This is a genomic window from Micromonospora sp. U21 (genome assembly GCF_018070045.1).
Taxonomy (GTDB): Bacteria; Actinomycetota; Actinomycetes; order Mycobacteriales; family Micromonosporaceae; genus Micromonospora.
This window is the reverse complement of sequence record NZ_JAGPYK010000003.1, coordinates 138262-152697: the sequence shown is the minus strand read 5'-3', so window position 1 is coordinate 152697 and position 14436 is coordinate 138262. Positions and strand designations below refer to the sequence as shown.

13 protein-coding genes are annotated in these 14436 nt (G+C 74.6%); 6 read left to right on the top strand and 7 right to left on the bottom strand.

The genetic code is table 11. The features are described 5' to 3' along the window. Nucleotides 1–55: 55 nt before the first annotated feature. The gene (locus KBX63_RS05375) at nucleotides 56–664 is read right to left on the bottom strand and encodes an alpha-ketoglutarate-dependent dioxygenase AlkB (RefSeq protein ID WP_210909224.1); all 609 of its coding nucleotides are present in this window, start codon (nucleotides 662–664) and stop codon (nucleotides 56–58) included. Nucleotides 665–855: 191 nt separating this feature from the next. Between KBX63_RS05375 and KBX63_RS05370 the strand changes: the two genes are divergently transcribed. Continuing rightward, on the top strand, nucleotides 856–2829 hold the full coding sequence (locus KBX63_RS05370; RefSeq protein WP_210908823.1) for a hypothetical protein: 1974 nt from the start codon (nucleotides 856–858) through the stop codon (nucleotides 2827–2829). Nucleotides 2830–2885: 56 nt separating this feature from the next. Here KBX63_RS05370 and KBX63_RS05365 read toward each other — a convergent pair whose 3' ends face one another. From KBX63_RS05365 to pseB, 6 genes are read right to left on the bottom strand one after another with little or no spacing between them, the layout of a single operon-like run. Beyond that, nucleotides 2886–3938: a PseG/SpsG family protein gene (locus KBX63_RS05365; protein WP_210909223.1), complete on the bottom strand. Its 1053-nt coding sequence runs from the start codon at nucleotides 3936–3938 to the stop codon at nucleotides 2886–2888. Then, nucleotides 3935–4666, bottom strand: a complete 732-nt coding sequence (locus tag KBX63_RS05360) for a cytidylyltransferase domain-containing protein (protein WP_210908821.1) — start codon at nucleotides 4664–4666, stop codon at nucleotides 3935–3937. Before KBX63_RS05360 ends, KBX63_RS05365 begins: the two co-directional genes overlap by 4 nt. Before the next feature lie 31 nt (nucleotides 4667–4697). Beyond that, on the bottom strand, nucleotides 4698–6527 hold the full coding sequence (locus tag KBX63_RS05355; protein WP_210908819.1) for a class I SAM-dependent methyltransferase: 1830 nt from the start codon (nucleotides 6525–6527) through the stop codon (nucleotides 4698–4700). After that, nucleotides 6517–7359 (bottom strand): hypothetical protein, encoded by an 843-nt coding sequence (locus KBX63_RS05350; RefSeq protein WP_210908817.1) that lies wholly within the window; start codon nucleotides 7357–7359, stop codon nucleotides 6517–6519. The genes KBX63_RS05355 and KBX63_RS05350 overlap by 11 nt, the downstream gene beginning before the upstream one ends. A 10-nt stretch (nucleotides 7360–7369) precedes the next feature. Further along, nucleotides 7370–8521 (bottom strand): aminotransferase class I/II-fold pyridoxal phosphate-dependent enzyme, encoded by a 1152-nt coding sequence (locus KBX63_RS05345; protein WP_247661802.1) that lies wholly within the window; start codon nucleotides 8519–8521, stop codon nucleotides 7370–7372. A gap of 5 nt (nucleotides 8522–8526) precedes the next feature. Then, nucleotides 8527–9510 carry a UDP-N-acetylglucosamine 4,6-dehydratase (inverting) gene (gene pseB / locus KBX63_RS05340; protein WP_210908814.1) on the bottom strand — a complete coding sequence of 328 codons (984 nt, stop codon included), beginning with the start codon at nucleotides 9508–9510 and terminating at the stop codon, nucleotides 8527–8529. 246 nt (nucleotides 9511–9756) lie between these two features. Between pseB and KBX63_RS05335 the strand changes: the two genes are divergently transcribed. From KBX63_RS05335 to KBX63_RS05315, 5 genes are read left to right on the top strand one after another with little or no spacing between them, the layout of a single operon-like run. After that, on the top strand, nucleotides 9757–9999 hold the full coding sequence (locus KBX63_RS05335) for an acyl carrier protein (protein ID WP_210908808.1): 243 nt from the start codon (nucleotides 9757–9759) through the stop codon (nucleotides 9997–9999). Then, complete coding sequence (locus tag KBX63_RS05330) at nucleotides 9980–10729, top strand: SDR family NAD(P)-dependent oxidoreductase (protein ID WP_210908806.1); 750 nt, start codon at nucleotides 9980–9982, stop codon at nucleotides 10727–10729. Before KBX63_RS05335 ends, KBX63_RS05330 begins: the two co-directional genes overlap by 20 nt. Then, nucleotides 10726–12120 (top strand): AMP-binding protein, encoded by a 1395-nt coding sequence (locus KBX63_RS05325; RefSeq protein ID WP_210908804.1) that lies wholly within the window; start codon nucleotides 10726–10728, stop codon nucleotides 12118–12120. The genes KBX63_RS05330 and KBX63_RS05325 overlap by 4 nt, the downstream gene beginning before the upstream one ends. Further along, entirely contained in the window at nucleotides 12114–13163 is a 1050-nt protein-coding gene (locus KBX63_RS05320; RefSeq protein ID WP_210908802.1) for an acyl-protein synthetase, read from the top strand. The genes KBX63_RS05325 and KBX63_RS05320 overlap by 7 nt, the downstream gene beginning before the upstream one ends. Then, nucleotides 13160–14383 carry an acyl-CoA reductase gene (locus KBX63_RS05315; RefSeq protein ID WP_210908800.1) on the top strand — a complete coding sequence of 408 codons (1224 nt, stop codon included), beginning with the start codon at nucleotides 13160–13162 and terminating at the stop codon, nucleotides 14381–14383. Before KBX63_RS05320 ends, KBX63_RS05315 begins: the two co-directional genes overlap by 4 nt. Nucleotides 14384–14436: the final 53 nt, after the last annotated feature.

Below are 14436 nucleotides of genomic sequence, written 5' to 3'. Positions count from 1 at the left end.
CGGACGATCTCGTTGACCCGCTCGGCCTGTCCCTCGCGCGCCGCCGCTGCGCGCCTCAGGCGACGCCGACGGGCCGGAACTGGACGCTGACCCGGGGGCCGACGGGCCGGGCGGTCTTCGGGATCGCGTGCTCCCAGGTGCGCTGGCAGGAGCCGCCCATCACCACCAGGTCGCCGTGCCCGAGCGGGAACCGCAGGCTCGCGCCCCCGCCGCGCGGGCGCAGCAGCAGCGGCCGCGGTGCGCCGAAGGAGACGATGGCGACCATCGTGTCGGTGTGCGCGGAGCGGCCATGGGTGTCGCCGTGCCAGGCGACGCTGTCCCGCCCCGAGCGGTAGAGGCACATGCCGGCGGTGACGAACGGCTCGCCCAACTCGGGGGCGTAGTGACGGGTGAGCGCGGTGCGCGCCTCGATCAGCAGCGGGTGCGGCAGCGGCCGGTCCGGCCCGTACCAGGAGAGCAGGCGGGGCACCTCCACCTCGGTGTCGTACATCGTCCGCCGTTCGCCCCGCCAGGGCACGTCCCGCAGCAGGATGTCGAAGACCGCGTCCGAGCCGGCGACCCAGCCGGGCAGGTGGTCCACCCAGGCGCCCCGGGAGAGCTGTCGTCGACGCGGTTGCCCGGCCAGCGGGCCGAGCGACGGCTCCGCAGCGGCGAGATCCAGCATCGACGGCTGGTAGGCGAGCCCGGACACACCCTCACCCTACCCGCCGTGTTGGTACAGGTGTACGACGAGGGCCCTGTTTTCGCCCGCTGGTCACCTGGCGCACATGTCGGTGTCGCCGGGCATCGTCGGGGCGGCCCTAGCGTGAGGCGGCTCCGCCCGGCCGGGCGGGCGGTGTCGCGAGGAGACGACCAGTGCTAAGAAGCTCCACCAGCCTGTCGGTGGCGCCCGGATCGACGGCCCCGCCGGTGGAGCAGCCACCGGTCCCGGCCCGCCGGCGGGCGCTCCTGGTCGCGGCGGGGCTCGCCGCCGCCTGGGTCGTCCCGATGCTGGCGTACGCCCTCGGGCTCGCCGGGCTTCTGCCGCCGCTCGTGCTGCTCCTGACGGCCGGGTTGCTGCGTGTCGGGCGCACCCTGCTCGACCGGCTGGTGCTGGCCGTGGCGCTGCTGGTCGGCGCGGTCTGCGCCGTGGCGTTGCTCTTCTCGTTCTGGCCGTGGGGCCTGCACCCGGTGCCGGTCGCCGGCACGGCCCTGACCGCGCTGCTCGGGCTCGGCCTGCTCACCGGCCGCCGGCCGCGCCTTCCCCGGCCGGTCCCGGCCGACCTGGCACCGGTGGCCGCCGCGGTGCTGTCCGGCCTGGCGCTGGCGTGGCCCTACCTGCGCGCCGACGGCCTGGCCGGCCGGCTGGCGTACGCCATGGTCGGCGAGGACAACAGCCGGCACCTGGCGGCCGTCGAGGGAATCCGGGCGGTGGGCGGCTACCTGTTCGCCGACCCCGACGCCGCGGCGCGGATCGCGCCGGAGGCGATGGTCTACTACCCGCAGGGCTTCCACGTCACGGCCGCGCTGCTGGACACCTTCCTGCGCTCGTCGACCGCCGCGGGCGGTCCGACGAGCACCCTCGACCACTACCTGGGTTGGGCGATCTCCGCGTACGCGCTGCTGGTGCTGGCCGTGGTCTGGGCCGCCGGACGGATCGCCGGCCGGCTGCTGGACCCGGTCCGCGCGTTCGTCCTGGCCGGCGCCGTCACCGCGCTCGCCCTCGGCTCCGAGCTCACCCGGTTCGTGGTCTACGGCTACCCGGGCGAGAGCCTCGGCCTGACGCTCACCGCGATCCTCATCTCGCTGGTCTGCCGGCCGGTGGCCCGCACGGGCACCCAGCTCTGCCTGCTCGGGGCGCTCTGCGTCGGGGTGGGCTTCGCGTACCTGATGTTCCTGCCGGTGGTCGGCGTGCTGGTGCTGGCCTGGCTGGTCCGGCACCGGCGGGCGGTGCGCCGGCGACCCTGGCTGCTCGCCACGGTCGCGGTGGTCACCGCCGTGCTCACCCCGCTGCCCAGCGTGGCCGGCCTCCTCTTCACCGACCAGGTCGACAACGTCACCACCGGTGGCGGGGTCTTTCCGCGCTACGACGCCTACCTGGCGCTGACCGCGGTGATCGGCGCCGGGTTGTTCGCTGGCGGCCTGCGGCTGCCGGTGTGGCGCCGGTACGCCGGCGCGCTGGCCGCAGCGCTGGCCTTCGCCGTCGGCTTCAACGTCTACTTCCGGGCGCTCGGCACCGACCCGCGCTACTACTACGGCAAGACCCTGCACCTGCTGCTGGTCGTCCTGCTCATCGGCGCGGGGGCGGTGCTGCTGCTGCGGCCACTGCCGGCGCGCGCCGCGGCGGCCCGCCGGTCCGGCGCCCTCCCGGTCGTCCTCGCCCGGGTGCTCGTCGCGCTCTCGCTGGTGGCCGGGACGGCGGGGAGCGCCGGCCTGGCGCGCGGCGGTGGGATCTTCGCCCAGCCGTTCGGCAACCGCAGCACCACCTGGTCGGCCGCCTGGTGGTCGGGGCTGCTGGAGCGGCCCCGGCAGGCCGACGTGACGGCCCGTGCGCTGGCCCAGGCCCCGGTACGCGACGGCGAGGTGACCGTGGTGGTCAGCGACCACCGGCGGGAGGGCTACCTGGAGACACTCTTCCTCGCCACCCTGCAGGGCACCCACGGGGCGTCCGCGCCGGCGTTCTACAACCTGCCCCTCGCCGAACCGGACCGCGCCGCGGCGGTGGTCGAGCGGGAGCGGCGGCCGATCCGCTTCCTGGCCACCGGGCCGGAGGCCGCCGCGGCGGTCGAGCGGCTGCTCGCCGAGCGTCCGGAGCTGCGCTCCCGGGTAACCCTCGAACCGCTGCGCTGACCCGGTGAGCCGCGCCGAGGTCGGGTGCGCCGACCCGGCGAGTTCCCGCGTGCCGGTCAGGCCGGTGCGGCGGCGCGGGCCTCCAGGACGGCGTCGGCCACCCGGCGCCGACCCAGCCCGTCCACCATGGACCAGGCCCGGGCGGAGAGGGTCGCACGGCAGGCCGGGGAGGCGAGCAGCGCGGTCAGGGTCTGCGCGGCAGCCGCCCGTGCCGCCCGCCCGGCCACCCCACGGGCGGCCAGCTCCGGCAGCTCGCCGAGGCCGGCGACCAGCCTGTGCTCGACCACCCGGCGGTACGACTCGCGCTGGTTGTCCACCACGCAGACCAGCGCGGCGGCCGCACCGAGGCAGCACAGCTCCCAGGTGGAGGTGCCGGCGGCGCTGACCACCAGGTCCGCCGCCCCGATCAGGGCCGGCAGCTCGTCGGTGGGCGGCACCCGGCGCAACGACTGCCCCCGGCCCGTCGTCACGGCCGCCAACTCCGCCTCCACCTCGGGCCGGCCCACCACGACGGTCAGGTCCATCGGGTGTCCGGTTGACAGCAGCACCCTGGCGAGCACGGGTGCGGCACCGACCGCGTCGGTGCCCCCGAAGAAGGCCAGCACCCGGGGCCGGCCCACCGGCGTCGCGGGCCGCGGCGCCGGCGGCCGGGCCGCCACCACCGAGTCCCGCAGCAGCGCGTACCGGACGCCGGCGAGCAGCCGCTGCGCCGGCGCGGCGATGTCCGTGCCGAAGTTCTGGTCGAGGTACAGGTCGGCGTCCTGACCCCGGGTGTCGCCGTCGACCACGGCGAGGGTCAGCACGCCCGCCGCGCGCAGCGCGCCCGCCGCGGCCGGTTCGAGCTCGTAGGAGTCGACGACCATGACGTCGAGCTGGTGCCGGCGGGCCGTCTCGACCAGCTCGGCGATGGTCCGCGGCCCCGGATGGAGCGGGATGCCCCGCGCCGCGAGCTGTGCGGCTGCCCAACCGACCCCCTCGACGGCGCCGAACATGTCGACGCGGCTGCCGCGGGCCAGGAACTCCTCGCCCAACGCCAGCGAGCGGACCAGATGGCCGACACCGCGCCGCGGCCCGGCGTCGCAGCGCAATCCGACGCGTAACGTGCTCAGGACTCCTCCAGCCGCTTCTGCCGTACGTCGGCGTTGAGCGCGCGCAGCGCCGGCTGCCCGTTGAGCCAGTCGGCGAGCTTGGCCAGCGGCACGCTGACGTCGCCGAAATGGTCGGTCACCGCGCGTACCAGCGTCCAGTCCTGCTCGGTGTCGAGGGTGAGCCGGAGTCCGGACCGGTCCGGCGTGAGCGTGACCCCGAGCACCCGGAACAGCTCCGGGTGGGTGTACGCGTACGACGTGACGTGCACCCGGTGGTGCCCGGTGGCGAGCCGGTCCAGCGTCCGCAGCGCGTCGGCGCGGATGATCTCGACGTCCAGCCCGCGCGGCAGTGTTCTCGCGATCGACGTGCTTGCGTAGTCCAGCCCGGGGACCGCCCGGTAGACCGACGCCACCAGCGTGATGATCTCCGGGTCGAGCAGCGGGCAGTCGGCGGTGAACCGCATGACCGCGTCCCCGGGGTGCGCGTCCAGCGCGCCGACGAACCGGCTCAGCACGTCGTCGACCGGGCCGCGGTGGCACGGCACGCCGAGCCGGTCGCACTCGGCGGCCACCGCGTCGTCGACCGTGTCCGTGCTGGTCGCCACCACCAGGTCGGCGAGCACCCCGCTGTCCCGGGCGGCCCGGACCACCCGGCCCAGCACACTGCGGCCGGCGAGCGGTCGCAGCACCTTGCCCGGCAACCGGGACGAGCCCATCCGGGCCTGCACGATCCCGACGATCCGCATCACCGGTACCCCCGTCCGGTCCCGCCACGGCCCCTCACTGCTGCTCCTCCTGCTGCGGTGCCAGCGCCTGGCGGGCCCGTCGCTTGGCCGCGCGGGCCCCGCGCCGGGCCAGCCGGGCCGGGGTGAGGGCCAGCCGTCCGACCCGGTAGCTCAGCGAGCCGCTGAGCAGTTTGATGGTCGCGTCGGCCCGGCGCAGCGCCCGCTCCCGCGAGGTGAGCAGGCCCTCGGTCCACTTCAGCAACGCGGACATCCGGGTCAGCTCGTCGCGCTGGCGCAGCCACGCCTCGCGCAGCTGCTGGTAGCCGCGCGGCCCGGCCGGCGGGTCGGTCGGCTCGACCGACCGCAGGTCGGCGACGAGGGTGACCCGCCCATCGGCGTCCAGCCCCCGGAGCGCGGCGGTGACCGCCGCCTCCGCCTCCACCGCCGCCGACACCGTCGCCCGGTCGAGGTCGTGGCCGGCGAGGCCGCCCAGCACCACGGTCAGTCCCGCGACGTCCAGCGTGGACGCCCAGGGATGGGCGTACCCGCCGGTGAGCAGCGCGGCGGCGAACCGCCACAGACCCCGGGCGAGCACCACGTCGCGGGGGAGCGGCTCGGTGGCCCGCCAGCTGGGGTCGAGCACGGCGTACCGGCCGGCGGAGACCACCACGTTGTCGGTGCCGGCCAGCGCGGCGGCGCCGGCGATCCGGCCGTCGTCACCGGCCTGCCCGGCGAGCCAGTTCGCGTACCCGCGCAGCAGCGCCCGCAGCGTGTCCAGGTCGCGCCGCAGGGCGGCGTCGAGCAGCAGGGTGCGCAGCAGCCGCCCGTCGGGCACCGGTTGCCCGATGAGCACGGACGGGTCCCGGTACGCCGCCTCCCGGCTGGCGAACGGCGCGACGGCCGTGCCGGTGCGGTCGGCGCCGGCAGTGGTCTGCCACCGCCAGCCGTCCGGCCCGTCGACCACCTCCACCACGTCGGAGCCGGGCGGTCCCGCCTGCAGCAGCGCCACCGGAAGGTTGGCCGGCGACCCGAGGGCCGGGGCGGCGTCGGATGCCGGGGCCTTGCGGGCCAGCACCAGCCAACCCGGGGCCAGCGCGGCGCCGTGCCCGGCGTGCAGCGCGTCCACGGCCAGTCGGGCAGGGTCCTGGAGCACCGTCGCGGCGGCGAAGCCTCCCGTGCAGGCGTCGTGCAGGACCGCGTCGAAGAACCCGGCGGTGGTCCGCCGGTCGAGCTGGTCGGCGGCGAGCAGCACGCTCGCCGCCCCCGCGCTCGGGTAGGCGGCGAAGCAGGCGCCCGGCCGCAGCCCGGCGTCGGTCAGCCGGGCGCGCACCTGCTCCCGGTTCGCGGGGTGGTCGGAGTCGAGGACGCCGCCGATGGTCCAGGCGGCGTCGTCGCGCCGGGCGTACCAGGGGGTGGCGTCGACCAGCCGGTGCAGCCCGAGCGGGTTGTCCACCCGCAGCAGCAGGGTGCCGCCGGGGGACAGCGCGTCGGCCAGCCAGCCCAGCACGCCACCCCAGCCCAGCCGATCGCCCTCCACCGACTCCACCGGGTCCAGGCCCGCGCCGGCGATGACCACGTCGAACCGCTCGCCCTCCGGCAGGCCGGCCGGCCCGCCCACCACCACCCGGGCGGTACGCGCGGCCAGCGCCACCCCGTCCGGGTAGCTGCGCAGCAGGCAGGTCACCTCGGCGTGCGCGAGCCGGTCGAGCACCGCCGGATCGTGCGGCCCGGCCAGCAGCACCCGGGCGCCGGCCGGCACGATCCGCGCCGCGAGCGCGGCCAGGGCAACGCCGTCGGCGGTGCGCTGCTCCGGCAGGTCGGACCAGGCCAGCATCTCCCCGCCCGGCAGCACGATCCGGTCGGCCGGTGCCGTCTCAGTGGTCAACTCGTTCCTCCTGGAGGTTCGCCCACCCGAGCAGCTCGCGCAGCTCGGCCGGCGTGCAGCGGTGGTCGGTGCCCAGCTCGGCGCGGGCGATCGCGACGGCGGTCGGCAGGTCCACCGACTCGCCGTGCAGCTCCGGCCACTGGCGGCGGATCCGGGCGGTCCCGCCGAAGGTCGGATCCTCGTCAGCGAGCACCATCGGGTCGCCGTACACCGCCGGTTCGCAGCCGGCGGCGATGCCGTAGAAGATCGCGCTGGTCAGCCGGTTCGACGCCACCCGACGGTGCCGGCGCAGCTCGGTGAGCTGCTTGTCGAGGAAGAGCGGGTCGGTGTCCCTCCACCAGTGCCCGCGGTAGCCGTGGCAGATCACGCGGAAGCCCGCGTTCTCGTAGAGCCGGCGCACCCGCCGCATGCCGTACTCGTGCCAGTAGAGGCAGACGGTCACCGGGCCCGGCTCGGTGTCGCGGATCCGGGCGATGAGCTCCTTGTGGTCGCCGCGGACGTGCTGACCCTCCCAACCGTGGAACGGATACCAGATGGTGCCCTGCCGCTGTGACTCCGGCGGGTCCTCGGGCCGCAGGGCCAGCAGGTACGCGAAGGGCGCGCCGATGACGACGAGGTTGCGCCGCCCGACCGACCAGGCCCGTCGCCGGGTCTGCTCCGACCAGAGCAGGCTCGGCGTGCCCTCGGCGTACGGGTGGCCGGGGGCCAGCCCGTCGCCGATGTTCCAGCCGTGCTGGACGTACCCGTTGATCCGCGGGGGGTGGCCGTCGCCCAGCCCGGCGTAACGGGCCAGCACGTGGGCGTGGCCGTAGAAGTGGTTGGCGTGGTGCATCAGCGTCCCATCAGGCGGCGACGGGCCGCGTCGGGCGGCGCCGCAGCGCCGCACCGAGCGCGTCGATGACGCGGTCCTGGTCGGCGTCGCTCAGCGTCGGGTAGAGCGGCAGCGAGAGTTGCTGACGGTAGAACGACTCGGCGACCGGGCAGGATCCGCGCCGGTAGCCGAGGTCGGCGAAGACCGGGTGCCAGTGCACGGGGATGTAGTTGACCTGCACGCCGATGCCGGCGGTGCGCATCGTGCCGTACACCTCGCGGCGGCGACCGTCGAGCACCCGGATCGGGTAGAGGTGCCAGGCCGGCTCGGCCCACGACTTCTGGACCGGCAGCCGCACCCCGTCCAGGTCGGCCAGCGCCTCGTTGTAGCGGGCGACCAGCTCGGCCCGCCGGGCGAGGAAGGCGTCGAGCTGGCGCAGCTGGCTGCGGCCCAGGGCGCAGAGCACGTCCGGCAGCCGGTAGTTCAGGCCGAACTCGTGCACCTCCTGGTGCCAGCCGCCCTCGTCCGGCCAGCGCTGCTCGTCGCGCTCGCGTACCAACCCGATGTTGCGGAACCGGCGGGCCCGCCTCAGCAACTCGGCGTCGGTGCTGGCGACCGCGCCACCCTCTCCGGTGGTGAGGTGCTTCGTCGGGAAGAACGAGAAGGTGGTCACGTCGGCGAGCGAGCCGACCGGCCGGCCCCGGTAGGTGGCGCCGACGGAGTGCGCGGCGTCGGCCAGCAGCAGCGCGTCCGAGCCGCTCATCGCGGTCCGCAGCGCGTCGTAGTCGGCCGGGTGGCCGGCGTAGTCCACGGCCGAGACGACCCTGGTGCGCGACGTCGTCGCGGCGGCCGCCGCGGCCGGGTCGAGGGTGAAGGTCTCCTCCTCGACGTCCGCGAAGACGATCTTCGCGCCGAGCAGCGCGGCGCTGCTCGCGGTGGCGACGAAGGTCATCGGCGGGACGACCACCTCGTCGCCGGGACGGACGCCGGCCGCCGCGTACGCCACGTGCAGCGCGGCGGTGCCGTTGGAGACCGCCGCGCAGCCGGCCCCACCGGTCAGCTTGGCCAGGTCCGCCTCGAACCCGTCGACCTGCGGGCCGGTGGTGAGCCGGTCGCCGCGCAGCACGTCGGCGACGGCGGCGACGTCGTCCTCGCTGACGGCGTGCCGGCCGTAGGGGAGCATCGCCATCACGCGCTGAGGCCGAGCATGTCGCGCACCTGCTCGACGCTGAGCCACTCGTCGTTGCTGTCCGACTGGTACGCGAAGCCGTCCGGCACCGGCTCGCAGTCGACCGGCGGCTGGTAGCCCCAGCCGGCGATGGTCGGCTGGACGATGTACCGGTCCGCGGTGCGCACCGTCCGGCGGCTGTCGTCCGGCGCGATCATCTCCTCGTGCAGCTTCTCGCCGGGACGGATGCCGATCTCGTGCGTGGTGGCGTCCGGGGCGACCGCCTCGACCAGGTCGAGGATCCGCATGCTGGGGATCCGGGGCACGTACAGCTCGCCGCCCTGCATCTGGTCGAACGAGTCCATGACGAACTGGACGGCCTGGTCCAGGGTGATCCAGAACCGGGTCATCCGCTTGTCGGTGACCGGCAGGCTCTTGCCCTCGGCGGCCAACCGGCGGAACAGCGGGACCACCGAGCCCCGGCTGCCCACGACGTTGCCGTAGCGCACCACGGCGAACCGGGTCGGGTGGTGGGCGGCGTAGTGGTTGGCCGAGACGAAGAGCTTGTCGCCGACCAGCTTCGTCGCGCCGTACAGGTTGATCGGGCTGGACGCCTTGTCGGTCGAGAGCGCGATGACCTTCTTGACGCCGGCCTCGATCGCCGCGTCGACGACGTGCTGGGAGCCCGTGATGTTGGTGGCGATGTACTCCGAGGGGTTGTACTCGGCGGTGTCCACCTGCTTGAGAGCCGCGGCGTGCACGACGTGGTCCACCCCGTGCATCGCCCGGGTCAGCCGGTGCCGGTCCCGGATGTCGCCGATGAACCAGCGCAGGCGGGGATCGTCACCGAGCTGCTGGCGCAGCTCGTACTGCTTGAGCTCGTCGCGGGAGAACACCACGACCCGGGCCGGGTCGGCCTCGGCGAGGACGTGCCGGAGGAAGGTCCTGCCGAAGGAACCCGTTCCCCCGGTGACAAGAATGGAAGACCCATTCAGCTCACTCAATTGGTGCTCCCATGGTCGTGGTTGTTTCCGCGGTGGCGTTCGGCTGGCCAACCGGATCGAGACGCTAGACCCGGCGGGTTAACAACCCGACGCACCTCGGTGAACTGACGCCGCGTGGGAAGTGAATGCGGAATGCCTTGCAGGCAAACACTTCCCGCTCATTCGGGGCCCGGCGGAGCAGCTCAGAACCTCGGCTACACTCGGCCGGCACGCCGGTCGTGCGTACCAGTTACGGAGGAAAGACCAGTGGAACTGCACCGACTGAGAGTCGTCTTCCGCACGGCATTGGAACTGCCCGACAACGCCGCCGTGGACAGTCTCGAATATCGCGGAATCGAGAAGTGGGACTCGCTCGCGCACATGTCCCTGGTGGCCGCGATCGAGGACGAGTTCGGCGTCATGTTGGACACCGACGAGGTCATTGATCTCAGTTCCTTCGACCGCGCTCGCCAAATCCTGGAGAAGCACGGTGTCGTCCTCACCTACTGATCCGCCGGCCCGCCGGGTACTGGTCACCGGATCCACCCGGGGCATCGGTCTGGCCGTCGCCCGGCGGCTCGCCGAGCAGGGCTGCGTGGTCGCCGTGCACGGCCGGTCGCCCGGCTCCGCCGACGAGGTGGTCGCCACCCTGCCCGGCGGGCCGCACCTGGCGGTGCACGGCGACGTGGCCGACCCCGACCAGATCCGCGCCCTGACCCGTGTCCTGTTCGAGCGGTGGCGCGGCCTGGACGCCCTGGTCGTCAACGCCGGCACGCACGCGGCGGGGCTGCTGGGCGGGGTGTCGGACGAGACCGTGACCCGGCTGTTCGCGGTGAACGCCGCCGGTGCGACGCACACCCTGCAGCAGGGAGTCCGCCTGCTGCGCCGGGGCGAGCGCCCCGCGGTGGTGCTCACCGCCTCCCTGGTCGGCTCGGCCGGGGCCGCCGGCCAGACGGTCTACGCGGCCAGCAAGGCCGCGGTCGAGGGGCTGACCCGGGCCGCCGCGAAGGAACTCGGTCCCGCCGGCATCCGGGTCAACGCGGTCGCGCCCGGCTTCATCCGCACCGATCTGCTCGCCGACCTGGACGACGCGGGCCGGCAGGCCCGCGCCGCGGCCACCCCGCTGCGCCGGCTCGGCGAACCGGCCGAGGTCGCCGAGGTGGTCGTGTTCCTGCTCTCGCCGGCCGCGGCCTTCGTCACCGGCCAGGTGGTCGGGGTGGACGGCGGGCTGACGCTGTGAGCGACCTCCTGCACGCCGACGCCCGGCTGGTGGACGCGGGCACCGGACGGCAACTTGGTGGCCCCGACCTCGCCGCCCGGGTCGCCGACCTCGCGGCGTCGCTCGACCGGGAACCTCCGGGCGTCGTCTTCGCCACCGTGCCCGCCGACATCGACGCCGTGGTGCGCGTCCTCGCCGCCTGGCAGGCGGGCCGCCCGGTGGCGCTGCTCGATCCACAGATCCCCGCGGCCACGCTGCGGGACCTGGTCGACCGGTTCCGCCCGGCCCTGCTGCTGACGCACCCGACGCCGCCGGACGGCTACCGGGCGGCAGCGGTCGGGCCGGGCCCGGCCTGGCGGCGCACCGGGCCCGCCGGTCCCACCCCGCACCCGGACCTGGCCCTGCTGCTCACCACGTCGGGCTCGACCGGCAACCCCAAGCTGGTCCGGCTGTCCCGCTCGGCCGTGCGGGCCAACGCCGCGGCTATCGCCACCGCACTGGGCCTCGACGGCGACGAGGTGGCGCCGACCACCCTGCCGCTGCACTACACCTACGGGCTCTCGGTGCTCACCAGCCACCTGCACGCCGGCGCCACCGTGCTGCTGGAACGCTCCGGCCTCACCTCCCGCGACTTCTGGTCCGCGGTCGACCGGCACCGGGTCACCTCGCTCGCCGCCGTGCCCTACCAGTACGAGATGCTGCGCCGGCTGCGCTTCGCACCCGGCCGGTACGAGCGGCTGCGGACGCTCACCCAGGCCGGCGGCCGGCTGCACCCCGACCTGGTGACCGACTTCCACGGCCGGATGACCGAGGTCGAGGGTCGGTTCTTCGTGATGTACGGGCAGACCGAGGCGACCGCCCGGATGACCGTCCTGCCGTCCGACCGGTTGCCGGCGAAGCTCGGCTCGGTCGGCCTGCCGGTGCCCGGCGGCACGGTGTCGATCCGTACCGACGACGGCGCGGAGACCACCGGGGCCGCCCGGGTGGGCGAGATCGTCTATCGCGGACCCAACGTGATGATGGGCTACGCCGAGAGCGCCGCCGACCTGGCCCGCCCGGACGAGCTGGGCGGCACGCTGGCCACCGGCGACCTGGGACGGCTGGACCCGGAGGGCTTCCTGTTCGTCACCGGCCGGATCAAGCGGATCGCCAAGGTGTTCGGCGTCCGGGTCAACCTCGACGACGTGGAACGGTCGCTCGGCCACCACGGTCCACTCGCCGCGATCGCCGGGGTGGACCGGCTGGTGGTGGTGGCCGAGGGGGCCGACGCGGACCGGCTCGCCCGGATCCGCACCGAGGTCGCGGCGGCGCTGGGCACCCACTCGTCCGGCGTCCAGGTGCGGAGCGTCGACGCGCTGCCGCTGACGCCCGCCGGCAAGCCCGACTACCGCGCGCTGGAGGAACAGTGCTGACCGATGTGTTCACCCTCACCCATCCGGAGAAGGAGGAACGGTTGCGCGGCGAGCTGGTCGAGCTGCTGGGACACCACCGGCGCCACTGCCCGCCGTACGCCCGGATCCTGGACGCCCTCGACCAGGACGGTGAGCCGGCGACGCTGGCCGACCTGCCCTGGTTGCCGGTGCGGTTGTTCAAGACCCGCAAGCTGTCCAGTGTGCCCGACGACGAGGTGATCCGGGTGCTCACCTCCAGCGGCACCACCGGCGAGGTCAGCCGGATCCACCTGGACCGGGCGGCCGCGGCCACCCAGTCCCGGATGCTGGCCCGCACACTCGGCACGGTGCTCGGACCGCGGCGGCTGCCGATGGTCGTGGTGGACCGCTCCGGGGTGGTCGGTGACCGGCGCTCCTACTCCGCCCGGGGCGCGGGGGCGCTCGGCATGGTGAACTTCGGCCGCGACCACCTCTGGCTGCTCGACGCCGACGACCGGCCGGACGTGGCCGCCCTCAAGGAGTTCCTCGGCCGGCACGGGGGCTCGCCGTTCCTCGTCTTCGGCTTCACGTTCATGGTCTGGCGCTACCTCTACGAGGTGGCCCGCGACCACGGCCTCGACCTGTCCCAGGGGATCCTGGTGCACTCCGGCGGCTGGAAGAAGCTCGCCGACCAGGCCGTGGACAACGCCGAGTTCCGGCGCCGCCTCGGTGCGGACACCGGCCTGACCCGGATCCACAACTTCTACGGGATGGTCGAGCAGATCGGCACCGTCTTCCTGGAGGGCCCGGAGGGCGGCTCGCTCTACTGCCCGGACTTCGCCGACGTCATCGTCCGCGACCCGGTGACCTGGCGGGAGGCGCCGGTCGGCACACCGGGCGTGATCGAGGTGCTGAGCACCCTGCCGACCTCGTACCCGGGCAACGTGCTGCTCACCGAGGACCTCGGGGTGGTGCACGGTGTCGACGACGGCCACTGGCCGGGCAAGCGGTTCAGCGTCCTGGGCCGGCTGCCCCGCGCCGAAGCCCGCGGTTGCAGCGACACCTACGTCGGAGGTCGGTCATGACGGTTCGGATGCGCTTCCCGGCGGGGCCGGAGCTGTCGGTGGACGAGTTGGTGCCGCCGCCCCCGGCGATGCCGCTGGCTGTCGGTGACGAGCGGATCATGGACTTCCTGACCGCCGTGTCGCGCCGCCTGCTGACCCCGGCCCTGGCCCGGCGGCACCCGGAGCTCGGCTCACTCGGCTTCTTCCTGCGCCGTCGGGAACTGCTGCGCGGGTTGGAGCGGCTGCGCGCCGGCCTCGACGAGCGGTTGCTGGCCTTTCCCCGGGGCGTGGTGTTCCACGTCCCACCGGCCAACGTGGACACCATCTTCGTCTACTCCTGGGCGCTGGCCGCGCTGGCCGGCAACATCAACGTCGTCCGCGTCTCGCCCCGTTCGGCGGCGGCCGCCGACGCGATACTCGAGGTGTTGAACGACAGCCTCGCCGAGGCGGACCCGGTGGTCGCCCGGACCCAGCGCATGGTCACCTACGGTCACGACGACGCGGTGACCGCCCGGCTCAGCGCCGACTGCGACGTCCGGGTCATCTGGGGCGGCGACCGGGCGGTGACGGCGGTCCGGCGGCACCCGTTGGCTCCGGCGGCCCGCGACCTCACGTTCCCGGACCGGTCGTCCTTCGCGGTGCTGTCGGTGGCCGGCTGGGAGGCCGCCACGGTCGCCGCCCGGCGGGACGCGGTGGCGAAGTTCGCCAACGACGCCTACTGGTTCGACCAGGCGGCGTGCTCGTCGCCGCGGGCGGTGTTCCTGGTCGGCGACGCCGCGCGCGCTGATGCCGTACGGGCCGAGTTCGTCGCGCTGCTCGGCGTCGCGGCCCGGGATCGGGGCTCGGACGTGGACGCGGCGATGGCGGTGGAGAAGCGGGTCGGGTCGTACGGGCTGGCCGCCGACGGGGAAGTGTCCCGCATGACCTTCCCCGACAACCTGGTGGCGACGCTGGAGCTGGCCACGCCGGCCGCGGTGCCTCGGGAGTGGCTCGGCACCGGCACGTTCGGCTTCGTCACGATCGCGGAGCTGGCGGAACTGGTGCCGTTCCTGCGCCGGCGGGACCAGACGCTGACCCACTTCGGGTTCGACCCGGCCGAGCTGGTCGGGTTCGCCCGGGAGCTGGGGGGCCGGGGCATCGACCGGATCGTGCCGTTCGGAGCGGCGCTCAATTTCGCCCCGGTCTGGGACGGCTACGACCTGCTGCGCGAGTTCGTCCGGCTGGTCAGCGTCGACGGCTGACCGCCCGCCACGACACGACGGGCCCGGTCCCTCAGGACCGGGCCCGTCGTCGC

What these genes read in the sequence shown, in the direction of transcription:
- KBX63_RS05375 (WP_210909224.1), bottom strand. Translation starts at nt 664, where the DNA reads ATGCTGGATCTCGCCGCTGCGGAGCCGTCGCTCGGCCCGCTGGCCGGG.
- KBX63_RS05350 (WP_210908817.1), bottom strand. Translation starts at nt 7,359, where the DNA reads ATGCACCACGCCAACCACTTCTACGGCCACGCCCACGTGCTGGCCCGT.
- KBX63_RS05345 (WP_247661802.1), bottom strand. Translation starts at nt 8,521, where the DNA reads ATGCTCCCCTACGGCCGGCACGCCGTCAGCGAGGACGACGTCGCCGCC.
- KBX63_RS05315 (WP_210908800.1), top strand. Translation starts at nt 13,160, where the DNA reads ATGACGGTTCGGATGCGCTTCCCGGCGGGGCCGGAGCTGTCGGTGGAC.